The organism is Treponema sp., from assembly GCF_017430385.1.
In the GTDB taxonomy this organism is placed as follows: domain Bacteria; phylum Spirochaetota; class Spirochaetia; order Treponematales; family Treponemataceae; genus Treponema_D.
Window position 1 is genome coordinate 1 of record NZ_JAFRNB010000039.1, and the last position, 24431, is coordinate 24431.

Here is a 24431-nt window from a genome sequence, read left to right on the forward strand (position 1 = left end):
AATATACCAAATTCTCCAGGGCTACAACAACATCGGTCTTGTAGTTCCTGCAGACGGAACTTCATTCGAAATCGGCGCAACCGCAATCTTCAAGGGAGCAAAACATCCTAACGCAGCAAAACTCTGGATTGAGTACGCACTTTCTCCAGACTGCGTAAACCTTGCAAAAGAATCTGGCTCATATCAGTTCCTCGTTTTGAGCAACGCAACTCAGCCAAAAGAAGCAGCACAGTTCGGCCTCGACATGAACAACACAATCAAGTATGACTTCGAGGATGCAAAAAAGAACAGCGCAAAATATGTAGAGGACTTCTTCAAGGCACTTGAAAGCGCGGCAGATGACCGTTTCAAGACGAAATAAAAAAGCACGGGGCAGGATTTCTGCCCCATTTTCGGCTTTTTGCATCAAAAAAGGAAAAAAATATATGGAATATAAAAATCAAGGGCGGGAGCTTGACAGGAAGAAGTTTTTTGCGGATCCGGTGCTTATCAGCATGATTGGCGTTCTTCTTGTTTTTTTAGCTCTTTTCATTCTTTATCCACTCCTCATGGTTCTTTTGGACAGCCTTGTTTCAGAGGGCAAGGTCTCTATAGGAGTTTTCAAGCGAATCTTGAGCATGGCTCGCTTCAGGACGGCGTTCACAAACACAATAACGCTTGGCTTTATCACAGGAATTGCTTCAACTGCAATAGGCCTTCTTTTTGCCTATGTTGAAGTCTATGTAAAACTGAAGACTAAGATTTTGTCGGGGCTTTTCAGGCTTGTTTCAATGCTGCCGATTGTTTCCCCGCCGTTCGTACTTTCTCTTTCGATGATTATGCTTTTTGGACGAAGCGGAATCATCACACGAACGATATTTCATATAAATGACTCGAACATTTACGGTCTCAAAGGAATCGCGATTGTTCAGATTATGACTTTCTTCCCGGTCTGCTACCTCATGCTCTGCGGTCTCTTAAAGAATATCGATCCTTCTCTGGAAGAAGCTTCAAGAGATATGGGAGCCAGCCGATGGAAGGTTTTTACGAGCGTTACACTTCCGCTCATGCTTCCAGGCCTCGGAAACGCATTTCTGGTAACATTCATTGAGTCTGTCGCCGACTTCGCAAACCCGATGCTCATCGGAGGCTCTTATGATACACTTGCAACAACAATCTACTTGCAGGTAACAGGAGCTTACGATGCGACAGGTGCTGCGGCAATGAGTGTCGTTCTGCTTTCGCTCACGGTAGTTCTCTTTCTGATTCAAAAATATTATCTCGAAAAGAAGACAGCCGCTACACTCACAGGAAAGGCAAGCCGTGCCAGAATGTTGATTTCGGACACAAGCGTCCGCATTCCGCTTTCTGTTCTCTGCGGACTTGCAAGCGCATTCGTTCTTCTTCTATATATCATGGTTCCGTTCGGAGCTTTGTTCAAACTTTGGGGCAGAAACTACGCGCTCACATTCAAATGGTTCGACTACATGTTCCGTACAAGCGGAATCAAGGCTTTCAAGGACTCATTCATACTTTCTTTGATTGCGGCTCCACTCACAGCACTTCTTTCAATGGTAATCTCATACCTCGTTGTCAAAAAGAAGTTCAAGTCAAAGGGATTCATCGAATTCGTCTCTATGCTTGCGATGGCGGTTCCTGGAACAGTTTTGGGTATCGGCTACATCCGCGGCTTTGCAAACGGTCTTTTCCGCACAGGAGTAATGTCAAGTCTTTACGGAACAGGATTGATTTTGATTATCGTCTTCATCGTGCGCTCATTGCCGACAGGAACCCGAAGCGGTATCTCAGCCCTTCGCCAAATCGACAAATCAATCGAAGAAAGTGCTTATGACATGGGAGCAGGCAGCGCGAGAGTCTTTATGACGGTCACACTTCCGCTCATCCGTGATTCATTCTTCTCAGGCCTTGTCACGGCATTCGTCCGCTCAATCACGGCTATTTCAGCAATCATCTTGCTTGTCACGCCGGACTTCCTTCTCATCACCTGCCAGATTAACGAGCAGGCCGAAAAAGGCAACTACGGAATCGCTTGTGCTTATGCAACAGTGCTCATCCTCATCACTTATGGTGCGGTTCTTTTGATGAAACTTGGAATCCGCTTCTTCGGAACAAGCCGCAAAATTAAAGAATAGGAGAATTTTATGTCTACAGAAAAGAAAGGCGTACGCCTTGATCATATATCTAAAATCTATCAGGATCCGAAGACAGGAAAGGACTTTTACGCCGTCAAGGACACCTCTCTCGACATCAAGCCGGGAACTTTCGTCACTTTGCTCGGACCTTCCGGCTGTGGAAAAACAACAACACTCCGCATGATTGCAGGATTTGAAAGCCCGGACGAAGGAGAAATCTTTCTCGGAAACGAGGCAATCAACGCACTTCCGCCGAACAAACGCGACACGGCAATGGTTTTCCAGAGCTATGCACTTTTGCCACACTACAATGTCTTTGACAATGTGGCTTACGGTCTCAAAATCCGAAAACTCCCAAAGGAAGTGATTCACGAAAAAGTAATGAACATCCTTAAGCTCGTCGAAATGGAAGGAATGGAAGGCCGAATGACGAACCAGCTTTCAGGCGGACAGCAGCAACGAGTCGCATTGGCGCGAGCACTCGTAATGGAGCCGGGAGTTCTTCTGTTTGACGAACCGCTCTCAAACCTCGACGCAAAGCTCCGTGTAACTATGCGTACCGAAATCCGAAAGATTCAGCAGAAAGTCGGAATCACGGCAGTCTATGTCACACACGACCAGAGCGAGGCAATGAGCATTTCCGACCAGATTATCATCATGAGCAAGGGAAAAGTCGAGCAAATCGGCACTCCGCGCGAAATTTACTACCGACCGGTAAACAAATTCGTCGCTGACTTCATCGGTGAGGCAAACTTCCTCGATGCAAAGATTGATGAGACCAATGGCGAGACAGCAAAAATCACCGTGGCAGGAACACAGATTGAAGTTCTCAACTACGCCGGAATTGCTGCCGGTTCGGAAGCATCTCTCGTTCTCCGCCCAGAAAATGTCACACTTTCCGACACAGGAATCCTGAACGGCACGGTAACATTCAGTACATTCATGGGAAGCTACCAATACTATCAGGTTGATGTCGGCGGAAAAAATGTAAATATCACGGACTACAACCCGCTCGGCCGAAAAGTCTACGAGGCAGGCGAAAAAGCCGCGCTCAATTTCGACACAAAGGGAGTTTACATCCTTTAAGTTGAAAGTGGAAAACTGAAAACGGAAAGTTGAAAGTTTAAAACTAAAAACTGGACTTAGAACACATTTTTCCTAAAACGGAAGCTGTTCGATAAGTCCAGTTTTTTTATAACTTAAGAATCGCTATAAAACTCGCGCGACTCCATCTCCAGAAGAGCATTCAAAGAAGCCAGCGGCATAACCGACTTTTGCAGTATACTCTTTCTGGACATTTTCGATGAACGAGTCAACATTGTCTTTGTGGACAAGGGCGATTGCACAGCCACCGAATCCGGCTCCTGTCATTCTTGCACCAAGACATCCCGGCTGTTTCTGTGAAGTTTCTGCAAGGGTATCAAGTTCGAGGCCTGTTACTTCGTAATCAGTTTTAAGAGAAGCGTGGGAAGCATTCAAGAGCGAGCCGAGTTTCTTCAAGTCGCCGACTTTCAATGCAGCAACGGCATCAAGAACACGCTGATTCTCATAAACACAGTGATTTGCCCTCTTCTGTAAGATTTCGTCAGAGACAAAGTGCTTGACTTCTTCCCATTTTGCAGGGCTAAGCTCACACAATGCTTTTACAGCCACACCATTGTCCTGCAAAATCTTCAATGCAGATTCACACTGGCTTCGTCTTTCGTTGTATTTTGAGTCGGAAAGTTTTCGGACTTTATTCGTGTTCATTACGACAAAACGGTAATCGCCTAATTCCAGCGGAGCGTATTCATATTCAAGAGTAGCGCAGTCAAGCATTTCGGCGGTGTTTTTTTTGCCAGTCGCGATGATGAACTGATCCATGATGCCACAGTTTACGCCCATGAAATTGTGCTCGCTCATCTGACCAAGCTTAGCAATCTCAACACGGTCAATTTTAAGACCGAAAGTGTCAATTACAGCATAAGCAAAGCCACATTCCAGAGCAGAAGAAGAAGAAATTCCGCCGCCAGCAGGAACATTGCTCACCATAAGGATTTCAAATCCGCTGTCGAGTTTGTACCCCTGAGCCTTAATCTGGCTCAAAATTCCGTTGAGATAGTTCGCATAATCATTTTTTTTGTCGAACGCAAAATTATCATTGATGTCAAATTCATAAGTGCCAGGAAATCGAACATCATTGTAGATGATTTTTGAGTCAGCACGCTTTCGGATCGCTACATAAAGATAGCGGTCAATCGCAGCCGGGAAAACCTTTCCGCCGTTGTAATCAATATGCTCACCGATGATGTTGATTCGGGCCGGTGACGCGTAAACTCTGATTTCGTTATCATTCTTGCCATAAGTTTTCAAAAACTCAGCGGGCAAATCCTTCGGATCATATTCTTTGGATGTAAGTCCCATAATTGTCTCCATGTTGGAAGTTGAAAAAAAGTGATGAGGGGGAAGTCTCCCCCTGCGCGCCCACTTTGTTGGTCGCTACCCTCTCTGCGGGGAAAAACAATAGCGAGCTTCTTGTTCCCCGCAACGCCCCGTCATCGAGAGCGAAAGGAAGCAATTTTTAGTTTTCAGTTTTCAATTTAAAAATCGTTTTGTGATAATATTTTTCACCAGGCTTCAAGACACAGCTTGGGAAACTCGGCTCGTTGATTGCGTTCGGGAAACGCTCTGTCTCAAAGCAGATTCCGTCGTGAGGCTTGTGAACGACACCGCCCTTTCCAATCTTGCCGCCGATATAATTTGCGGTGTAGACATGTACGCCACGCTGATTCGTGAAGATTTCCATGCTGATTCCGCTTTCATCGGCCCAGATTTTTCCAAATCGAACAAGGTCTGTCTCGTTTTTACCACGGGTCAGGAAGCACTGGTCGTAGCCGTTTTTAAGAGGCTCAACTTTGTCGCAGTCTTTGCCAACAAGTTTTTCGTTTCTGAAGTCAAATACAGTTCCGTCAACGCTCAGGATTTTTCCTGTAGGAGCAGAATCTGCCGCAGTCTCAAGGATTTCGTCACAATCAAGCTGCAAGTGATGACCTTCCGCGCTACCCTTTCCGTTCAAATTGAAGTAAGCATGATTAGTAAGATTGATTGGAGTGGCTTTGTCAGTTGTCGCGCTGTATTCCCAGATAAGCTCGCTTTTGTCGTTGAGCTTGTAGATTACGCACAAATCGACATTTCCAGGAAAGCCCTGCTCGCCGTCCGGACTTTTTCGGGTGAATTTTACGCCCTCGCCTTCTGAATCAGAATATTTTTCGCCTTTCCAGAGCTGTTTTTCGTAGCGAGTTTTTCCACCGTGAAGGCAGTTTTCGCCGTCATTCTTGTCGAGAGTGTAAGTTTTGCCCTCAAGCTCAAATTTTGCGCCGCGGATTCGGTTTGCGAAACGGCCTACAATAGCATTGTGAGCCTCTGTGCCCTTCTTCCACTGCTCAAGCGTGTCAAATCCAAGCAGGATGTCAACTTTTGAACCGTCTTTTGCAGGAACAAAAAGATTAGTAATAGTGCAGCCCCATTCGATTGCAGTAAAACTGACTTTTCCGTTTGATACTGTAAAAGCCGAAATTTCGTCATCCAGTTTTTTAACTTCAGTCATAAATTTTCCTCTTTTTAACCATGATGGGCACAGATTTTTTATAGCAGCCTATCCATGCCCATCGGTGTTGTTTTACAAAGTCTCAACAAATTTCATGAATGAGACTCGTCCTTCTTCAGTGTATTTGTAAACGCCCGCATGTTCAAGAACTTTTGAAAATACAACACCAATTTCTTCTTTTAAGACTGAATCGACTTTCTCTTCGCTCATTGAAGCAAAGTCATATTTTCCACGAAGTTCAGCTACCCAGTCGGCATGTTTTCCAAGAGACTCATCGCAGGAGATGTCTTTTCCAGACCTCAATGCCTCATTCAGGCCCAAAAGTTCTGTCTTAAGACGGCCAGGCAAAATAGCCAAGCCCATGACTTCAATCAAGCCGATGTTTTCCTTTTTGATGTGGTGAAGCTCTGCATGTGGATGATAAACGCCAAGCGGATGCTCCTCAGTTGTGATATTGTTTCGCAAAACCAAGTCCAGCTCGAACGCTTCCCCTCTTCGGCGGGCAATCGGATTGAGAGTATTGTGTTTTTCGCCGTCAGTTTCAGCAAAGATGAATGCTTTTTCGTCAGTGTAGACGCGCCATTTTTCCAAAACATGCTCTGCAAATTCTACAAGCCGCTCTTTTTTCTCAGAACTGACGCGGATTACGCTCATCGGCCACTTTACGATTCCGCATTTGATGTCCTCAAAGCCTTTGACCGTAAATTCTTTTTCAACAGGAGCCTTTGCCATCGGGAATTCATAAGCTCCGCCCTGGAAATGGTCGTGAGTGAGGATTGAGCCTCCGACAATCGGCAAGTCCGCGTTGCTTCCAAGAATGTAGTGCGGGAATTTTTCTACGAAAGACAAAAGTCGCTCGAAAGTTTTTTTGGTGATTGCCATCGGCGAGTGCTCAAATTTGAAGACAATACAGTGTTCGTTGTAGTAAACATAAGGCGAATACTGGAAGCCCCACTTTTCTCCGGCAAGCTCAATCGGAATAATACGATGATTTTCGCGAGCAGGATGATTGACTCGGCCTGCATAGCCCTCATTTTCCTTGCACAAAAGGCACTTCGGATAGCCAGCCTGCTTCATGAGTTTGGCTGCGGCAATGGCTTTAGGGTCTTTCTCAGGCTTTGAAAGATTGATTGTAATGTCGATGTCGCCGTAAGGAGTCTTTGAAATCCACTTCAAGTCCTTACAGACTCGGTAACGGCGGATATAGTCAGAATCCTGCGATAATTTATAGAAGAAATCTGTCGCTTTTTTTGGAGACTTTGCGTAAAGTTCATCGAATTTTTTGATGATGTTCGATGGGCGATCAACCATTACGCTCATGAGGCGCGTATCAAACAAATCGCGGTAAACAACGCCCTCACCGCCAGTCAACCCCTTTTCAACGGCATAATCAAGAATATTAGAAAGAATGTTTTCAAGATCAGAAATCTCGACCTCTGGAACGGCTGCAACATCATCATCGTTCTCAAATCCATCAAGATTCAGAAGAAGAAGAAGCTGATTTTTGACAAAAACCAAGTCTTCCCTTTCAAAAAGTCCTGTCTTCAAGCCATAAGAAGCAAGGCGGTTCAGTTCAGTGTAAATGTTCATGCTCATAGAAATCATTATGCAACCGATTGCGCAAAAAGTCAAATTATTTTTCTTTCAAATGAAGGTTTTTGCGCTACCAAGTGCGGCTACCAAGCACGAGACTCATCAGTCGCATTAATACAATATGAGCAGAGAAAGTGGAAAAAGAGCGAGGCATACAGCTCAAGGAACATGAGCAACGCTGCTCAAAAGGCGTGAGCAATATTTCTCAAGGAACGCGAGCAGAACTGCTCCGCTAAAGAGATTTCACGAACTTCTCAATCTTGCACTCATGTTTTTTACTCTCCACGTCATAATTAACACCCACAAAAAGCACATCGCCGTGCCAGTTGTCGAGCGAGGAGGCGACGGTTTCTTCGTTCTTGGCGATTGTGTCTCGCAAAAGCTGCTTTGAAGCCTTGATTATTTTGTCGGTCTCGGCATAATTCTCATCACTTTCGACGACTTTTTCCCATTCGTTGTAAATCTCTCGGTTGGGAATGTAGCACTGGCCTTCTTTTTCGTCATAAGCTAGATACCCCAAATGAATCAGATAAGTGAAAACATCATCCTTGCTGTCGAAGCCTGTCATCGTGTTGTCGTATTTTTTCACGTTCACATCAACCCGCTCGCCGCCCATCATCGTGATGACATCTTCCTTCGTTCCAGCGAGGTTCATCCTGATTTTTTCCGCCACGACCTTGTACGAGCTTGTCTTGCTCCAGTACGAGATGAACTTTCCTGTCACGCATGCCTTTATCACCGCCTGCGGGTTGTAAATCTCAAAGTCTTCCAGTTCGTAGCCGTCATACCAGCTCTTGCAAAGCTCAAAGTCTCGCCCATACCTTTCGCACAAACTTTTAGCTTCCCCCGTGGTGAATCCCGTGTACTCAGCGAAAGAGCCGATTCGGAGCATATTGTACTCATCGAACGTGTTGAGTTTGGACTGAACCATGTCCTTCATAATCGGCAGGATTTCCGTGAGGTAGGCGAGCGTGATTGCGGGCTTCAGCTCCGCGTTCTTGAAGAGCGAGTTGAAGAATCCCAAGTACGGCTTGAATTCGTCGTCGCCCACCTGCTCTCGGATCAGCACATCGTATTCATCTATTATGACGATGAAGGTCTCTCCCTTTTCGGCGTAGACTTTCTGAATGTCTTTGCTACTTTCAAAAAATTATATCACACATTCGCGAATTTCATCAGGTGAGAAAACTACACAGCCCTAATACAATTCCGGCAAATCTTCCTTTGTAATCAAATTCGGCGAGGAGTACACTTTCTTCACGACTGAGAAATCAGTGTACTGCTCGGTCAGGCAGAATTCGTGCGACCAAGTCATAAAACTTGCCCAGAAAAGCCCTTCGCCCAGGGCAGAATCCACGTCCAACATGGTTCCGTTTTCCCCAAGGATGACGATTTTTTTCTGAGCCGTGACTTTTTCAAGCTCCTTGTACTGGGCGGAAAAACTTGAATTGGCATGGGCAGGCGCGTAAATATCCCGGGAGATTATGTCAATCACATCGTCGCCTGGGTAACATTCAGGAACATGCGAATTCCACACCCAAATCAGATTGTCAAGATGATGGATTTTCGTAAATCGCTCGTACATAATTCTGTACAATTTTTTGAGTGCGTCTCCGCCTTTTGCTCCCCACCAGAACCAGTCGCCGTCCCCCTCGTGCAACGGTCTCCATAAAATCGGGATTTTCGCATCGCAGAACGGGCGAAGGATTCCAGCCATCGCATCAAGGTCGGAAAGCATCGCATTGTTTTCAGGACTGCCTTCGGTTACGGCCTTGCGGGCATCAAAATCAGTATTCCGGGCGTAAAAGGATTTTGATCGGCCGCCCAGAGGTGAAAACCAGTGCCAGGTGAATGTGTGCAAGCCTTTTTGAGCCGCCCACTCCCATGCCTTTTCCAGCGTTCCGTAATTCTGATGGATTTCTTCCATGCACTCCTCGTCTGTGTCCAGATAATTGATGTTGGGGGAATAAGACAAAAGTTCGAAGCCCAGCAAGGCGGGGCTTTTTCCTGTGAGCTTTTCTATGAAGTGCAGCTCTTCCTGCGCGTGGTTCTGCGTGTGCTGACCGCTTATGATTTTTTTGCCGCTGATTTCTGCCAAGTATTTCAGCACATTTTTTACGCAATCCTGAGCGTTGGGATTAGAGGGCTGGCATATTCTTTCAATCATTGGAATCTTCCTTGTTTACTTTTATTGAGTGACGCTGATTTTCAGGTCTCAGAGCCTGATTAAGAATTCCCGGAGCAGGCGGTAGATTCGCTCATGCCCCGCGTCGTTCGGGTGCAGTCCGTCGGGCGCGTAGCGTTCTTTTAAAAGCGGGACATCGGGCTGTATTCCGCTCAAAGAGTACAGGTCAAGAACTGGTAGTGCGTAAAATGCGGCAACTTCCTTGATGATTCGCACATAATCAGAAAGAAAGCCGACATTGCGCAAGCCGAAATCGTTCAAAAGATTGTTCTCGCCCTCGCGGTGAAGCGGTGTCATAACCACAATCTGCGCGGCGGGATATTTTTTGAGCAGTGCGAGGTACAGGCAATGCAAGGCTCCGTAAAAAGTGCCGTCCGTGCAGTCTGAGGGAGTGCCAATCGGCGCGTCTCCGTGACCGTAATCGTTCGTGCCGCCAAAGACCACGACAACATCGGCTTTAGACTCCATACCCTCCACGCGGGAGACGAAATGCTGGTCATATTTTGCTTCTTCGGAAGGATGTTTCTGCCTTGCAATCCGAGTGCCGCCGATTCCGTAGCCCGTGACCTCCGCCCCGTCTCGCGAAGACAGAAGAGACCAGAAAATCTTTTCGTTTGAGGAAGTTCCCCAGCCTTCGGTGATGCTGTCACCCAAAAAAAGAATCTTTTTTCCTTTTAATTCCATAATTTGCCTTGTTTTTAATGAATTTGTTTTCCTAGCTTTCAAGAATCTCAATGTCGAAGAGCGACAATGACGGCGGAGTTTCCTTTTCGATGAGCTGGAATAGATTCCGCGCGTCCTGACTTCCCATCTGGCGGATTGGCTGGCGGCCCGCAATCACAGGAAACGGAAGAAAATGGAACGGTCGGTACTCGTCAAAGACCGCGATTCCAAAGTGTGACATGTCCACGCCCCGCTCTTGAAGCACCTCAAAGACATAGAACGCGAATTCGCCGCCAGCCGCAAGGAAAAGCGCATCAAGATTTGGCTTTTCGTCCAAAAGGCGGCGGACACTTTCTTTAGTCGCTTCTTCTGAATAGCGCGTGGTGACAATCACATAGTTTTCAAGAGAAGAATCAGCAAGAGCCTTTTTGAAGCCGGCGATTCGTTCCTGCGTATACAAAAAGCTCTCAGGACCCGCAATGCAACCGATATGGGAAAAGCCTTTTTCGACAAGCTTTTTTGTGAGCCGAAACGCTCCGTCTTCGCTCCGAACATCCACGCAGCAATGGCTTGCGAACGATGCCCGCCCTTGAAGCACGAATGGCATATCCGAAGAAGAAAGCATCGTGTAAGCCTGTGCGTTCAAAAGCTCGGCAGGGATAACAAGACCGTCAACACTCTGCTTGAGGATTGTGTCTTCAAGCGTTTTGAGAGGCTTGTCCGCATTCAGCATAATCAGAAGCAGATTGTAGTTCCGTTTGGAAGCCTCGTCAGCCACGGCGGCAATAATCACTGACCAATATACACCACTCAGAGTGTAATCGACATCAGCGGGAATAATAAGCCCGATTGTCTCTGTTTTTCGCTTGGCGAGCGCACGGGCAGCAAGATTGGGGCGGTAATTCATATCCCCCACCAGCTTCAGGATTTCCTGCCGCTTCGCCTCGCTCACGCCTTTCTGACCGTTCAAAGCCTTTGAGACCGTGCTTTTAGCGACATTCGCCATTTTTGAAATTTCTGCAATCGTGTAGTTCATAACGCTTTTCATTATATTCCTTTTGTTTTCCAAAATCAAGAAACGCAAAAGAAACCGTTTCTTTAGTCGTTCAGACGACATTCGGACTAATACGCTTTCAAGTCGGGGAGTTCGTCCAACGTGATGACTTTTTCGCTTTCGTACACTTCCTTGCGGTGCGAAAGTTTGTTGTGTTTCTCCGCGCTCCAAAAGCACTGGCTTTCGTCAGAAGAATGGTCGTTCCATGTGTTGAAGTACGCCCATTTTCCGCTCATGGCTGAGACATTCGGAATTGTGCCGTTCTCGCCAAGCGCGATGATCTTCTCGCCGCCGCTCACCCTTTTGAGCATTTCGTACTGTGTGTTTATCGCGTTCAGGTCGTAGTTGTCGTAGGCAACGATGTCCACGAACTCGTCACCGGGATACCAGTCCTCGTTCTGCGCGTTCCACACCCAAATCAGGTTGTCCAAGCCCTTTTCCGTTGTGAAATACTTGTACATGAATTTGTAAAGCGCGAGGTAGGCTTCTTTTCGCTTCGCGCCTTTGCCGTCGCTCGTTCCGATTCCAGCTCCCCACCAGAACCACGCGCCGCCCCAGTCGTCTTTGTTGCCGTACGCCTCGTGGAACGGCCGCCACAAAACGGGATAGCCTGCCTCTTTTATCTTTGTGAGTTCAGCCGCGATTTTGTCCATGTCAGACTTGATTTTCGCAAAGTCATCGCTCGACTCGTCAAGCCCGCTCTCGCTTTGTGCGCTGTAAGGGATTCTGAATTTCATTTTTTCGGAATTGAATTCGCTTGTCGCTCCGCTCGGGTCGCGCCAGTGCCAGCAGAATGTGACGATTCCGCCTTTTTTGAGGAATTCAAGTGCCTCTTCGGTCTGTTTTTGCCCCGAGCCGCCAGAAGTCTGCGTATAGTTCATGAAGTCAAAGCCCGCGAGCGCAGGATATTTTCCCACCGTCTCGTAGACTTTCCCCAGCTGGTCGTAATTGTCATCCCAAGTCAAATCCTGCTGACCTGAAAGGACTTTCCCGCTCGTCTGACAATCGGCGATGTAGCGCATGAGGCGTTTCGCTGAATCTGATTTATTCTCTGGAATCGTGACTTTTGATTTCTTTTCGGGCATATAAGTTTCTCCGTTTTCCGAATTTGTAGAAGATGATGATTCTACATCGTCAGACTGGCAGGAAGAAAAAACAAGGCCGAAAGACAAAAGCGCAGCCGCCAAAATTACATTCATTTTTCTTTTCATAGCGTTTTCCTTCATATATATAAGATTTTCAAAAAAGGGGAAACTAGCCGAATCTCGCTGCAAAATCCGACCCGTTCCCCCACACATCAAAAAGGAGGAGGAGGCATCCCCTTACAACCGCACATCAAACCGGCAGGTCAGGCAGCCTTTGTCAAGCTCGTTGTCCTTTCCTTCCAAATCCCAAAGCACATCCGCTCGTTCGTAACGCAAATCTATGTTGAAGCGGGCGCACGGATTTACGGTTACGCCTACGCGGCTGTCAAAATCATATTCACGCGTGAGATAGCCATCGCCGTCTCGCTGCTGAATCAAGCGACCGAAGATGTACGGCTTGACCGCCATTGTCTTTCGCTTCGCAACAGGCACATTGATAAGATATTCGAGCTGACCCGCGATGAAGAACGCGCTGTCTTTTTTCCAATCTTTGTCTTTCGCGCCGTCAAATTTGTCGTCTTTGTCTCCCGTGCGGAACAGATTCACCATCTCGAACTCGAAGAATCCGCCGAGATTCGGGATGAGCGCGTCCGCGTCAGGCTTTTCGTACACCGAGAAGACGAGATTCGCGATACCGTTCTGGTCTGAGTTCATGCCGAGCGACACGCCCACGGGGAACTGCCTGCCCCAGTAATCCAGCGTATTGTTGTTGTACTTGAAATCCTTGCCGCGCCAGTAATAAGCGATTCCCAAGCCGCCCTCAAACTGACTGTCGCTCTCGTCCTTCTTGTTGTTGAATGCCTTTTCGTCAGCTTTAAGATAGCGGAAGTCAAAGCCAGCATAGGGAGAAAGAGTGCCTTTTTCAAGGTCAAAGTCATATTCCACGCCGATGCCGCCCGTGTAGATGTCATAAGGAATCTGATCAGAGCTGTCGCCGTAGATTGAAGAAGCGGCGGCTTGGTCGTCAGCCTTTTTCTTGAAATTCATAGTGGCGAGTACATCAGCATTGGCTTTCAAATTCTCGGCCGGCAAGAATTCGGTGTCCAGCTGGAAAACAGCCTTGTTCTCCGCGTTGAGCTTTTGGTATGCCTTGCCCTGCTTGATGTTCTTGGGGGCTTCGTCGCTGATTGCAATCCATGAGCCTGGAGTTCCCGCAGAAAGAGTCGCGTTCCACTTGTCGTAACGCACTCCCGCAGAAATCACGCCCGTGATTCCGTAGTTCCCGCGCCCGAGATAGTTGTTCGAGTCTCTGATTCCGTTGTAGTACAAGATTCCCACATTGTCGTCCTTCGCGCTGTCAAAAATACGGAAATTCGTAAAGTCATCGAAAAGAGATTTCAAGCTCGCGTTGTCAAAGCCAATCGGGCAGCCGTTCTCGTAGTCGTATTTGTAGAAATTCAGGAAAAGATTCCGCCATTTTACTTCCGAAACGATTCGGTCGTACACAAAATAATTCGTGTCACTGTCATCGGGTGCGCCAGGCTTTTCGCGCCAGCCAGTTGTTTTTCTGACGTCGTCGCTGCCCTTGAAGTCGCTCTGCGTGTTATTGTCCTCGTAAGTTTTCTTTTCGTTGTAGAATTTGAAGGCGTATTTCAAGCCCTCGATTCTCACCGAAGCCGAAAGTGCGTCTCCCTTGCTCTCCTCCACCCCGCGCGTAGCATACGGAAGAAATTCCCACCAAACTTGCGCCTGGTCAATCGTTGACTCCATGCCGAAGATTTTTTCCTGAAGGTTGTAGCCAAGCGTTGTATGCGTTTTAAGGTCAAACCATGCGTTCGTCTTGATGTCCTCAGTGTCAGCGGCAAGGGAAGAAAGAGCCAATGCCGCAATAGTCGCGCCTGCGATAAATCTTTTTTTCATATCTTACTCCTTTAAAGCCTTGGCGGCAGCCGTGCGCCATGGATGGCGCAGATTGCAATTGCTGGCTTTAGACGGCAATTGCTGTGATAAAAATTACATGGAAGTAATTTTTATCACGCCTCCTCGATTTTTGAATTTAGTTGGCATAAGTCGTAACTTTGCCTTTTCCGTCATTGCCAAGATAATCCTCAACATTGCTCGCATCGATTTTGAGCGTGGTGTCGTCGGAATAGGTGATTACAAAATCCTTCACCGCGAATGCAACAGACTCTGAGCCGATTTTGCCTTTCTTATACCAAGTAATTCCGCCACCAGAACAGCCAGTCACATCTGCTTCAAATTCAGGCTCATAGGTGATTTTGCCCCAACTGTCTTTTGCATTGTTCGCGCCGCCATTATCTGCCCATCCCCAAGCGTTTGAAGCGGTCGCTGGCTTGCAGTAAGCTTTGAGCCACCACTCTTCTGTTCCCACGACCGAGACTTCAATCTTTTTGATTTTTGTACCATTTTCTTTGTCATAGCCGATTTTTGGTTTGTTCTCGGTTACGTCACCAACATCAGAAGCGTCCTGAACATTGATAAAGAAATCCGCGTCCGAATAAGCAGATTTCAAAGTCTGGACGGCGGCAGGGAGTTTCATTTTTTCAAGCTCGCCCTTCAATTTCTCAACCTCGTCCTGCAAGTTGCTCATCGTCTGCTCATTCTCGTCAACGACTTTGTTCTCGTTTTTCTGGATTTTCGCGTAGACATTGTTTCCGCCCAAGAAAGGTCGCAGTTTTTGTCCAAATCAGAGGCCGTAATCGTTTTTGTGCCTGATGAGGTCGTCACTTTGAAATCTTTTATGCCGAACACATAGATTCCTTCTGCGGTACTGTCATAAACTTGAACTCCCGCGCCTTTGTGAGCGGCAGAATCGCTTGAAGTGACCGTCACCCATTTGCCCGCCTCGGTGTCAATCGCGTCAGTTCCTTGCTTCCACCCCTCGTTCAAGAATGGCTGAAGGACATTTATCTTCTTGCTTGAAATGACTTTGAGGCTCACGGCAGTAATGTTAGCCTCGTCCGCCGTGTACATCACCGGGAATTTGAATCCGCCCGCACCGCACTTTGCCACCACGAAGAATTCCGCGCTTTTCCATGTGTCAGATTCAGTTACCGCCCTTACGGCTTCATTCTGCTCCGCGACAAGAGCGGCTTCCCCGAAGTCCTCATCGTCCTTGTAAGAATCGCATCCTGTGGCAAGCGCGAGCAAAAGCCCTGCGATTCCCAAAAAAGACGCGTATTTTGCGATTTTTTTCATAATTGTTCTCCTATTTTTTGATAGATTCCGAAATAAATTCGGAATGACATCCTTCGCATTTGGAATATCAGTCTTATTCGACAATCATCTGAATGTTGTCGATGTAAGCGAATGATTCCTTCACGCCCTCGGGAATGAAGAATTTGACTGCCACGCGGCGCAAATCGTCCGAGTTTTCAAGGTCGGAAGAATACTGCCAGCTTGACGAAGCCGCCTTCAAACTCCCCTCGTACAATTCCATGCGGACAGTTTTCTTTTCGCCTGGCGCAATGTCCACTTCCTTGCTCTCGAACCAATCCCAGCCGCTGCCCGTGGTGAGGGCGAGTGCAACCTGAATCTTGCTGTTCGTGGGGTTGTAGACCTCAAATGAAATCGCGTCATACGGTGAAATGTCCGTGTAAGCCATTTTTTCCGTGAAGAATGTCGCGCTTTCTTTTGATTTGCCAGCCGTCGGCTCAAACGAGCATTTGAGACTCTGCTTGCCGTCGCTCGCCCAGTCCGAGCTTGCGGCAACAGCGGTGCTTTTGTCGCCGTCGCCCCAGTTTGTCTTTACGGCAGTCCAGCTGCCCGCTCCTTTCTCGAAGCTTTCAAGCTTGTCCACTTTTGGCTTTGCGTTTGCGACCATCGCCGTGAGCATGAGAGCCATGGCGGAGAGCGCAAACTTTTTGAATCTGTTGTCCATCGTTTCCTCCTTATGAAACTTTATACAAGAAACTTTACGAAACCGTTTTCTTTATCTAAGAACACTGATACACCCGCTTTTCTGATTTGTCAAATGAAATTTTGCGATTTTCGCTTATTTTTACTGATTTTTCGTATTTTTACGTCTGAAAAATACAGTTTTATGTCAATTTTATAGAAAAATGATTTTTTATGAAATTTTTTCTTGACAATGCATAAGAGCAGTTCTATTATACAAGAGAAACCGATTTTCTTTATCTAAGCAATTCGTTTTTCAAAACCCAAGGAGACTATTATGATTATTTTGAAATGGAAAAAAGCTCTTGCGCTGGCTTTGGCGGCAAGCGTCCTTCTTCTCTCTGGCTGCGAGAAAAAGCAGGCGGCTGCGGCAGAAGGCAAAATCGGCGGAACGATTATCGTTCTCACAAATCGCACCGATGTGGTGGACACAAAGTTTCAGGAGTACAAAGAGGCATTCGAGCAGAAATATCCCGGCACGAATGTTGAATTCGAGGCAATAACCGACTACGAAGGCACAGTCCGCACGCGAATGTCAACGAATGAATACGGCGATGTGCTTTGCAAGCCTGGGATTCAGACCATCGACTACCCGCGTTACTTCGAGCCGCTCGGTTCAATCGAGGAATTCAACGAAAAATTCAACTTCACGCAAGGCTCAAACGCAATTGACTATCAGGGAACGGCTTATGCCTATCCTGTCATGGGAGTCGTGGGCGGCGGAATCGTCTACAACAAGAAAGTGTTCAAAAAAGCCGGCATAACAAAAACTCCCCGCAACACCGAAGAATTTTACACCGCCTTGCAGGCAATCAAAGACAAGACGGACGCAGTTCCAATCTTCATGAACTATCCCGCAGGCTGGACACTCGTTCAGTGGGAGGGCGGAGTCACGGCATTCACGGACGACACTGATTATAAAAACAAAATGGTTCACCAAAGCGAGCCTTTCCAAAAGGGAACTGCTCACTACGAGCTGTACAAACTCATGTACGAAGTGGTCAAACGCGGCTTGTGCGAGCGCGACATGCTTGCCTCTGACTGGGAAATGAGCAAACAAGAGCTTGCGGACGGGAAAATCGGTTGCATGGTCTTGGGAAGCTGGGCAATCACGCAAATTAAAAACCTCGCCTCAAATCCCGATGACATCGGTTACATGCCCATGGTGGCGGAAGTCAACGGCAAGAAATATGCCGAAGCCTCGCTCGACACGCCGCTTTGCATCAATGTCCACAGCAAAAACAAGGCGACTGCCCGCGCATGGATTGAATTCCTCGTGCATGAAACGGATTGGGTCGAATTCAACGAGTCGATTCCAGCCGTAAAAGGCGGAAAATATCCTTCGGTCTTGGACTCATTCAACGAATTGGGCGTGACTTACTTCGAGATGAACAAGCCGCCTGTCGGAGAAGAAGGATTGTACGACACCTTGGACAAGGAATCTGAAATCGGCTTCTGGAGTGATCCCGAAAAGAAGAGAATTGTTGATGCGGCGATGGGAACGACAAACGAGACATTCGAGCAGATTATGGATGACTGGAACAAACGATGGGCTAAAGCACGAAAAAATCGTAATAAAAACTAAATGAACATTTCTTATAATGAAGAAAACCGCGTGTTCAGCATTGAGACTGCCCACGCGGGCTACTATATCGGAATCGTTGATTCTGAAAATTGTGTCGCTCATATCCATTACGGGAAAAAACTTTCCTCTGATGACGAGCTTTCTCACCTTCTCCGCATTCACGAACCGCCCTTTGTGCCGTCAGAAAACGAGGGCGACCGCGCAATCTTCAATGATGCCTTTCCGTGGGAGTATCCTGCGGGCGGCACAGGCGATTTTCGTGAGAGTTGTCTGAATGTGAGCAACGCACTCGGTCAGAACGGCTGCCAGCTTTCCTTTGAGAGCTACGAAATCATCAGCGGGAAGCCTGCGCTTGAAGGCTTGCCCGCCACATGGGGGAGCGAAAAAGACTCAAAAACGCTTCTTCTGCACTGCGTTGACAAGACTTTGCATCTTCGTGACACTCTTTTTTACTCCATTTTTGAAGGATTGGACGCGGTGGCTCGGAGCGCGGTCATTGAAAACGCAGGAAGCGAAAATCTTACACTCACAAAGGCTTATTCCGCGTGCATTGACATGGACGACAGGGATTTTGAATTCGTGTCGCTCCATGGAGCATGGGCGAGGGAAAGGCATATTGAGCGCACTCCGCTTCATCATGGGCGAGTGAGCGTGTCTTCTCTGCGGGGAATCACGAGCCACCAAGAAAACAATTTTTTTGCGCTCGCCACGCGCAAAGCTGACTATGAGACTGGAGAAGTTTTCGGATTCAGCCTTGTCTACAGCGGCAATTTTCTCTCTCAGGCGGAAGTAAATCAATTCGACAGCGTGAGAGCCGTCACTGGCATTCACAGCGAGGGATTCAGCTGGCTTCTTGCGCCCGGAGGGCGATTCACCACGCCCGAAGCCGTGATTGTCTATTCAAGCGAGGGGCTTGGGGCAATGCAACGGACTTTCCATACGCTCTGGAATTCGCACCTTATCAAAAGTCCATGGAAGAACAAGGAGAGGCCTCTTCTCATCAACAACTGGGAAGCGACTTACTTCGACTTCAACACGGAAAAACTGCTTTCAATCGCCCAAAAAGCCGCCTCGTGCGGAATCGAAATGCTCGTTCTTGACGACGGCTGGTTTGGCAAGCGCAATGATGCGAACTGCTCGCTCGGCGACTGGGTTGTGAACGAATCGAAAATCACGGGCGGGCTTGAAAATCTCGTTCAAAAAGTGAATTCGCTCGGGCTAAAATTCGGATTGTGGTTCGAGCCTGAGATGGTTTCGCCTGATTCTGATTTGTACCGCTCGCATCCCGATTGGGCAATAGCCATACCAGAACGGAAAGCCACGCTCTGCCGTACCCAATATGTGCTTGACTTGAGCCGCAAGGAAGTGCGGGATTACATTTTTGAGTCCGTTGTAAAAATCCTTCGCTCTGCCCCAATCGCATATATAAAATGGGATATGAACCGTGCGCTCACCGACATTGGAAGCGTGTCTTTCAAACAAGAACGCGCGGGCGAACTTCATCATCGCTATGTCCTCGGATTGTACGAGCTTCAAAATCGGCTCGTCAGCACATTCCCTGATTTGCTTCTCGAAAACTGTTCAAGCGGCGGGGCAAGGTTCGACCCGGGAATGTTGTATTACAGCCCGCAGATTTGGTGCAGCGATGACATGGACCCGATTGAACGGCTTGCGATTCAAGAAGGAACCGCGCTTGTCTATCCGCCGTTGTGCATGGGTGCGCATATCGCGGCAAGCCCCAATCATTCGTGCGGCAGAAAAACGCCTTTCATGACACGCGCTTTCGTCGCCCTTTCGGGAACATTCGGCTACGAGCTGGACTTGACGAAACTTGACGAAACGGAAATTTCACTCGTTCCACATCAAGTTGAGCTGTACAAGCGAAACTGTTTCCTCATGCAAAATGGCGACTATTACAGAATCGCCTCTTTCGCGGAAAATCACGAATGGGATTCCTGGCTTTTCGCATCAAAAGACAAAAGCGAGGCTCTGCTTACCGTGGTGCAAGTCCTGAACCGCCCGAATTTCCACTCGCGGAAAGTGCGTCTTCGCGGCTTGAACGAGAAAATCCGCTATCAGGTGAGCATGGAAAACTCCGACGGAATAACAGAAGAGCTTGGAAACTGGGGCGGCGACACGCTCATGAACGCAGGTCTTCTTATTCCGCGTTTTTGGGGCGACTTTCAAAGCGCGATTATCTCTCTCAAAAAAGTGTAAAAAAATGAAAAATTTTTCTTGACAATCATAAAAGTCGAGATATACTGAAATTGTTAAAGAAACCGTTTTCTTTATTGTTTCTTCAAATCGTTTCGCAATTAAAGGAGTTGCTTATGAAAAACCAATTGTCCTTCGCATGCCAGCAAAAGCTTGTGATTTTCACATTCCTTTTCTTTCCCGTGCTGCTGCTTTTGATTTTCGGATTTCTGCCAATCCTGAATATGTTCTTCTACAGTTTTTTGCAATGGGACGGAATCGGTGAGAAAAAATTCATCGGGATTCAGAATTACATCGAGCTGTTCTCGCGCCCTGAGAATCTTCGCGTATTCGGCGTGAGCATCTACTATTTTGTCGGCTCGCTCATTCAGCTCGCGCTCGCACTTTTATTCGCGGTCATTCTCTCGAAAAAACTTCGCGGCTCGAACTTTTTCAAGGGAGTGCTTTTCTTCCCGAACCTTATCAACGGAGTCGCAATCGGCTTCATTTTTCTCTACTTCTTCAAGGATACGGGAACGCTCAACGAAGTCTTGAAGTTCATCGGGCTTGACGGAAAAGTTCTCTGGCTCACCGATCCGCACATGGTCAATTACTCGCTCACATTCACTTCAATCTGGCGATACATGGGCTTCAATGTGGTCATGTTCGTGGCGGCAATTCAGTCGCTTCCGTCGGACATTTACGAGGCGGCGAATCTTGACGGCGCGAACAGCTGGCAGCAATTCTGGTATCTTACATTCCCCGGAATCGCGCCGGTTATTCAAATCAACATGATTCTTGCGGTCAAGGGCGCGGTGAGCGTTTTCGAGATTCCCTACATCATGACAGGCGGCGGAAACGGCTCTTCAACCTTCGTCATCCGAACAATGGACACGGCTTTCAAATTCAACAAAATCGGACTTGCCTCAGCAATGGCAATCGTCCTTACGGTCATAGTTCTTGTGGTTTCGGCAATCCAAAACCGCATGTTCAAAAAATCTGAAGGGGGAATCGCATAATGAAACACGAAATTTTGAGAATCAATTCATACGGTGACAAGGTACTCGTCAGAAATTTGAAATATCTCCTGCTTTTTCTTGCGGCAGTGAGTGTCATTCTTCCGATTGTGGTGGTTTTCCTTGGCTCTTTCAAGACCAGCGAAGAATTCAACCGCTCAAAGCCATTCGCGCTCCCCACATTCACCTCGAACACGGAGATATGGAAGGGAACGAAAAATCTCGCTGACGGCGGCACACTCACCATCACAAAAAAAATGCTCGAAAAGCACGAAGTCCGCAAAGTCACGCTCATCGTTGACCCGATTGAGGACAAAGATAATGCGGTCTGGATTTCGGACAAAAGCGGCTCAATCGTCAGCAGGGGAGAAGGAAAAGTCGGCGAGAGCGAAATCACAATCGCCATTCCTAAGGGTGCGCAAAAAGACCTTGCGAAAGAAGGATTTTCAATCAGCGGGGAAAACGCAACCGTCCACCGTGTAAAAGTGCTTGAAGGCTTCTTCCTCGACAACTATATCGTCGCCTTTTCAAAGGGAAACATGTTGCTCGGCTTCTTGAACACGCTGATTCTGATTTTCTTCTCGGGGATTGGAACGGTTCTCACGGGAAGCATGACGGCATTCGTTTTGAGCCGCTTCAAATTCAAGGGCAAGAAAATCGTCTACACGGCATTCTTGTGGATTGCGCTCATTCCGACAATCACCACGCAGGTGGCGACATTTCAGATTATCTACAAGCTGGGGCTTTACAACACGAGATTAAGCTGCATCATCCTCTCGATGGGCACGGACATCATCGGAATCATGATTTACCTGCAATTTTTGAACAACATTTCAAATTCGCTTGACGAAAGCGCGATTATCGACGGGGCAAGCTGGTGGCAGGTGTTCACAAAAATCATCTTCCCGCTCTTGCAGCCAGCGACGGTCACGATTTTGATTCTGAAATGTATCAACCTGTACAACGACTTTTACAATCCGCTTTTGTACATGCCCAAACAGAGCCTCATGGTGATTTCGACATCGCTCTACAAGTTCAAGGGCCCGTTCGGCACAAACTGGCCGGTCATCTGCGCGGGTGTCGTGATTGCCCTCATTCCGACTTTGATTACATTCATCGTGTTGCAACGCTACATTTACGGCGGCATGGTCACGGGGTCGGTAAAAGAGTGAGCAGTTAGCAGTTAGCAGTTAGCAATTAGCAATTTATTATATGGGAGATTTTATATTATGAAGAAAGTTTTATTACATTTAAAAAATGCCCTTTGTTTTGGGACGATGCTCATAAGTCTCGCTTTGATTCCGCTTCTTGCCGGCTGCAAATCTCAGGCTGAAAAAGAAGGTTTCGTTGTGGTGAAAGGCGGGCAGTTTTACAAGGACGGAAAGCCCTTCAGATTCGTGGGAACGAACAACTACTACCTGCATTACTCGCCCGACAAAATGATTGACGATTTCTTCTCGGCCGCGGACGAAATGAAAATCCCCGTGGTGAGATGCTGGGGTTTCCAGTTCGGGCCGCACCGCGACCACAATTCTCATGGAATGGACGAACCTGGCGAATTCGGAGTGCCGGAGAAATTCATCAAGCGGAACAAAAAGCAGCCAGACCAGTTCGGCTACCCGCGCGACATTTTCGAGCGGCTTGACTACACAATCGCGCAGGCGAAAAAGCACAATATCCGCCTCGTCATTGCACTCAACAATTACTGGGGCGACTTCGGCGGAATTCAGAACGCTTCAAGCTGGCAGAGATGGTTCAACCTTGAAAGCGCGGAGGATTTTTACACCAACGAAGAATGCAAAAAGACTTACAAAGAATACATCAGCTACATTCTGAACCGCGTAAACACTTACACAAACATCGCCTACAAGGACGACCCAACGGTCATGACATGGGAAGTGATGAACGAGCCGCGCGACCAAAAAGACAAGAGCGGCGCGACCGTCACAAAATGGGTCGAAGAGATGAGCGCGTACATCAAATCAATCGCGCCCAAGCAGCTGTGCGCTGTGGGAGACGAGGGCTTCATGAAGCTTGACGGATTCGTTCCTTACGCGGGCGAAGGCTCAACGAGCTATGACGGCTACGAGGGAGAAGATTTTGACGCGCTTCTTGCCATCAAAAGCATCGATTACGGCACATTTCATCTCTATCCCGAAACTTGGGGAATCTTGGACAAAGCGCAAGTCGCATGGGGAGACGAATTCATCAGAAAGCATGCCGAGTCGGGCAGAAAGGCGAAAAAGCCAGTGGTTCTCGAAGAATACGGAACAAGCGCGGGCGGAAACCTGAACCGAAAGGCGGTCTACGACATTTGGAACAACACCGCCTACAAAGAAGGGCTTGCGGGAAGCATGTTCTGGATTCTCACATCAACCAATTCTTACGAAAGCGGGAACGGCACAGACGATGCGAACGATGGTCTTTATGACGACTACGACGGATTCAGAATTTTGAACGACAAGAGCGAAGTGGCAACGCTCCTCAGCGACTACTCAGATTTGTTCGCGGGGAAAGCAGTCTCTCCACAGCTGAGTAAAAATCGAGTCTACCTTTTGAATCCGGCCCGCGACCAGGACGCGAAAGGCATTTTTGAAGTCCGCGCACAGTTCCTGCAAGGCGCGAAAAACGAAGCGAAAGTCAAGCGGGCGGAGCTTTACATAAACGGCGAGCCAGCACCTTCTCCACGCACGCTCAACTACAATGCCGAGGCAGATTTCTACCGACTGAACTTCGACACGCTTGCAAACGCAAAAGTTTATCCCGACGGAAGCAAGCTCGACATCAGCGTTTTGTTCACGTTTGACGACGGGACACAGCGTTCAACCGAAACGCACACAATCACCATCGCAAATGTGGTGACTTATTCGGTCATCAAGAAATACGATTTCGCAAACGATGAGGCGAACGCTTCTTCTTTGGGCGGCTACATGGCTGAACTCAAAGAAATCAAGCACACGACTTTGAACGGCGGCATGGTCGAGATTGACGGAAGCTATTCGGGCGAAAACAACTGGGAGGAGCTGAAAATCAAATTCGGCGACATGAGCGAAGTCGCAGAGGCATCGAAAATCGAATTCACTCTTTATTACGAGAAGTCGAAGATGACACCCCACGCGACAAAATCAGATGAAGCCGACAAACTCCCGGGTTTCCAGCCCTACATCGCATTCGACCCGGGCTGGGTCAAGACAGGTCTCAAAGAAAACAACCGCTACCTGAAAGACACGCCTGTCGTCACGCTCGAGGACGGAAAAGAATACTACAAACTGGAGACGAGCCTAGAATTCTTCCAGAACCCTGGCTATACCTTCGTCACGATTTGCCCCACGCTCGGCTATGTCAAGTATGACGGTGCAATCTACATCGACGATGTAATTCTCTACAAAAAAGACTGACGGTTATCAGTTAACAGTTGTTA

At 47.7% G+C, this 24431-nt stretch carries 19 protein-coding genes and 1 pseudogene; 8 read left to right on the top strand and 12 right to left on the bottom strand.

What is annotated here, in order from left to right:
- The 3 genes and pseudogenes from IJJ71_RS02710 to IJJ71_RS02720 all read left to right on the top strand — a co-directional run.
- Positions 1–361: pseudogene (locus tag IJJ71_RS02710) on the top strand (iron ABC transporter substrate-binding protein); the annotation flags it as partial.
- A gap of 64 nt (positions 362–425) precedes the next feature.
- The gene (locus tag IJJ71_RS02715; RefSeq protein WP_296845177.1) at positions 426–2132 is read left to right on the top strand and encodes an ABC transporter permease; all 1707 of its coding nucleotides are present in this window, start codon (positions 426–428) and stop codon (positions 2130–2132) included.
- A gap of 9 nt (positions 2133–2141) precedes the next feature.
- The gene (locus IJJ71_RS02720; protein ID WP_296845178.1) at positions 2142–3218 is read left to right on the top strand and encodes an ABC transporter ATP-binding protein; all 1077 of its coding nucleotides are present in this window, start codon (positions 2142–2144) and stop codon (positions 3216–3218) included.
- Positions 3219–3341: 123 nt separating this feature from the next.
- On the opposite strand, the gene IJJ71_RS02725 is transcribed toward IJJ71_RS02720, so the two are convergent.
- The 12 genes from IJJ71_RS02725 to IJJ71_RS02780 all read right to left on the bottom strand — a co-directional run bounded on the left by IJJ71_RS02725 (position 3342) and on the right by IJJ71_RS02780 (position 16199).
- Positions 3342–4535, bottom strand: a complete 1194-nt coding sequence (locus IJJ71_RS02725; protein ID WP_296845179.1) for a galactokinase — start codon at positions 4533–4535, stop codon at positions 3342–3344.
- Between the two features lie 157 nt (positions 4536–4692).
- A complete protein-coding gene (locus IJJ71_RS02730; protein ID WP_296845180.1) occupies positions 4693–5718 on the bottom strand; it encodes an aldose epimerase family protein in 1026 nt (341 codons plus the stop codon).
- Between the two features lie 72 nt (positions 5719–5790).
- Positions 5791–7314 (bottom strand): UDP-glucose--hexose-1-phosphate uridylyltransferase, encoded by a 1524-nt coding sequence (gene galT, locus IJJ71_RS02735; protein WP_296845181.1) that lies wholly within the window; start codon positions 7312–7314, stop codon positions 5791–5793.
- A gap of 229 nt (positions 7315–7543) precedes the next feature.
- On the bottom strand, positions 7544–8380 hold the full coding sequence (locus tag IJJ71_RS02740) for a hypothetical protein (RefSeq protein ID WP_486389610.1): 837 nt from the start codon (positions 8378–8380) through the stop codon (positions 7544–7546).
- A gap of 129 nt (positions 8381–8509) precedes the next feature.
- The gene (locus tag IJJ71_RS02745; RefSeq protein WP_296845182.1) at positions 8510–9478 is read right to left on the bottom strand and encodes a glycosyl hydrolase; all 969 of its coding nucleotides are present in this window, start codon (positions 9476–9478) and stop codon (positions 8510–8512) included.
- Between the two features lie 48 nt (positions 9479–9526).
- Positions 9527–10180 carry an SGNH/GDSL hydrolase family protein gene (locus IJJ71_RS02750; protein ID WP_296845183.1) on the bottom strand — a complete coding sequence of 218 codons (654 nt, stop codon included), beginning with the start codon at positions 10178–10180 and terminating at the stop codon, positions 9527–9529.
- A 31-nt stretch (positions 10181–10211) separates the two neighbouring features.
- Entirely contained in the window at positions 10212–11195 is a 984-nt protein-coding gene (locus IJJ71_RS02755; RefSeq protein ID WP_296845184.1) for a LacI family DNA-binding transcriptional regulator, read from the bottom strand.
- 86 nt (positions 11196–11281) lie between these two features.
- Positions 11282–12424, bottom strand: coding sequence for a glycosyl hydrolase (locus tag IJJ71_RS02760; protein ID WP_296845185.1), 1143 nt, complete (start codon positions 12422–12424; stop codon positions 11282–11284).
- Between the two features lie 111 nt (positions 12425–12535).
- On the bottom strand, positions 12536–14218 hold the full coding sequence (locus IJJ71_RS02765) for a hypothetical protein (RefSeq protein WP_296845186.1): 1683 nt from the start codon (positions 14216–14218) through the stop codon (positions 12536–12538).
- Between the two features lie 136 nt (positions 14219–14354).
- Positions 14355–14981, bottom strand: coding sequence for a hypothetical protein (locus IJJ71_RS02770; protein WP_296845187.1), 627 nt, complete (start codon positions 14979–14981; stop codon positions 14355–14357).
- Complete coding sequence (locus IJJ71_RS02775; protein WP_296845188.1) at positions 14906–15517, bottom strand: hypothetical protein; 612 nt, start codon at positions 15515–15517, stop codon at positions 14906–14908. Before IJJ71_RS02775 ends, IJJ71_RS02770 begins: the two co-directional genes overlap by 76 nt.
- 73 nt (positions 15518–15590) lie before the next feature.
- Positions 15591–16199 (bottom strand): hypothetical protein, encoded by a 609-nt coding sequence (locus IJJ71_RS02780; protein WP_296845189.1) that lies wholly within the window; start codon positions 16197–16199, stop codon positions 15591–15593.
- Positions 16200–16493: 294 nt separating this feature from the next.
- Between IJJ71_RS02780 and IJJ71_RS02785 the strand changes: the two genes are divergently transcribed.
- The 5 genes from IJJ71_RS02785 (at position 16494) to IJJ71_RS02805 (ending at position 24408) form a co-directional block, all read left to right on the top strand.
- The gene (locus IJJ71_RS02785; RefSeq protein WP_296845190.1) at positions 16494–17801 is read left to right on the top strand and encodes an ABC transporter substrate-binding protein; all 1308 of its coding nucleotides are present in this window, start codon (positions 16494–16496) and stop codon (positions 17799–17801) included.
- Positions 17802–20018: an alpha-galactosidase gene (locus tag IJJ71_RS02790; RefSeq protein WP_296845191.1), complete on the top strand. Its 2217-nt coding sequence runs from the start codon at positions 17802–17804 to the stop codon at positions 20016–20018.
- Between the two features lie 113 nt (positions 20019–20131).
- Positions 20132–21013 (top strand): carbohydrate ABC transporter permease, encoded by an 882-nt coding sequence (locus IJJ71_RS02795; RefSeq protein WP_296845192.1) that lies wholly within the window; start codon positions 20132–20134, stop codon positions 21011–21013.
- Entirely contained in the window at positions 21013–22182 is a 1170-nt protein-coding gene (locus tag IJJ71_RS02800) for a carbohydrate ABC transporter permease (protein ID WP_296845193.1), read from the top strand. The genes IJJ71_RS02795 and IJJ71_RS02800 overlap by 1 nt, the downstream gene beginning before the upstream one ends.
- A 57-nt stretch (positions 22183–22239) precedes the next feature.
- Positions 22240–24408 carry a cellulase family glycosylhydrolase gene (locus tag IJJ71_RS02805; RefSeq protein ID WP_296845194.1) on the top strand — a complete coding sequence of 723 codons (2169 nt, stop codon included), beginning with the start codon at positions 22240–22242 and terminating at the stop codon, positions 24406–24408.
- Positions 24409–24431 lie beyond the last annotated feature (23 nt).

Excerpts from the sequence above, each read along its gene's own strand:
- IJJ71_RS02715 (WP_296845177.1), top strand. The coding sequence starts at position 426 with ATGGAATATAAAAATCAAGGGCGGGAGCTTGACAGGAAGAAGTTTTTT.
- IJJ71_RS02720 (WP_296845178.1), top strand. The coding sequence starts at position 2,142 with ATGTCTACAGAAAAGAAAGGCGTACGCCTTGATCATATATCTAAAATC.
- IJJ71_RS02725 (WP_296845179.1), bottom strand. The coding sequence starts at position 4,535 with ATGGGACTTACATCCAAAGAATATGATCCGAAGGATTTGCCCGCTGAG.
- IJJ71_RS02730 (WP_296845180.1), bottom strand. The coding sequence starts at position 5,718 with ATGACTGAAGTTAAAAAACTGGATGACGAAATTTCGGCTTTTACAGTA.
- galT (WP_296845181.1), bottom strand. The coding sequence starts at position 7,314 with ATGAGCATGAACATTTACACTGAACTGAACCGCCTTGCTTCTTATGGC.
- IJJ71_RS02745 (WP_296845182.1), bottom strand. The coding sequence starts at position 9,478 with ATGATTGAAAGAATATGCCAGCCCTCTAATCCCAACGCTCAGGATTGC.
- IJJ71_RS02750 (WP_296845183.1), bottom strand. The coding sequence starts at position 10,180 with ATGGAATTAAAAGGAAAAAAGATTCTTTTTTTGGGTGACAGCATCACC.
- IJJ71_RS02755 (WP_296845184.1), bottom strand. The coding sequence starts at position 11,195 with ATGAACTACACGATTGCAGAAATTTCAAAAATGGCGAATGTCGCTAAA.
- IJJ71_RS02760 (WP_296845185.1), bottom strand. The coding sequence starts at position 12,424 with ATGAAAAGAAAAATGAATGTAATTTTGGCGGCTGCGCTTTTGTCTTTC.
- IJJ71_RS02765 (WP_296845186.1), bottom strand. The coding sequence starts at position 14,218 with ATGAAAAAAAGATTTATCGCAGGCGCGACTATTGCGGCATTGGCTCTT.
- IJJ71_RS02775 (WP_296845188.1), bottom strand. The coding sequence starts at position 15,517 with ATGAAAAAAATCGCAAAATACGCGTCTTTTTTGGGAATCGCAGGGCTT.
- IJJ71_RS02780 (WP_296845189.1), bottom strand. The coding sequence starts at position 16,199 with ATGGACAACAGATTCAAAAAGTTTGCGCTCTCCGCCATGGCTCTCATG.
- IJJ71_RS02785 (WP_296845190.1), top strand. The coding sequence starts at position 16,494 with ATGATTATTTTGAAATGGAAAAAAGCTCTTGCGCTGGCTTTGGCGGCA.
- IJJ71_RS02790 (WP_296845191.1), top strand. The coding sequence starts at position 17,802 with ATGAACATTTCTTATAATGAAGAAAACCGCGTGTTCAGCATTGAGACT.
- IJJ71_RS02795 (WP_296845192.1), top strand. The coding sequence starts at position 20,132 with ATGAAAAACCAATTGTCCTTCGCATGCCAGCAAAAGCTTGTGATTTTC.
- IJJ71_RS02800 (WP_296845193.1), top strand. The coding sequence starts at position 21,013 with ATGAAACACGAAATTTTGAGAATCAATTCATACGGTGACAAGGTACTC.
- IJJ71_RS02805 (WP_296845194.1), top strand. The coding sequence starts at position 22,240 with ATGAAGAAAGTTTTATTACATTTAAAAAATGCCCTTTGTTTTGGGACG.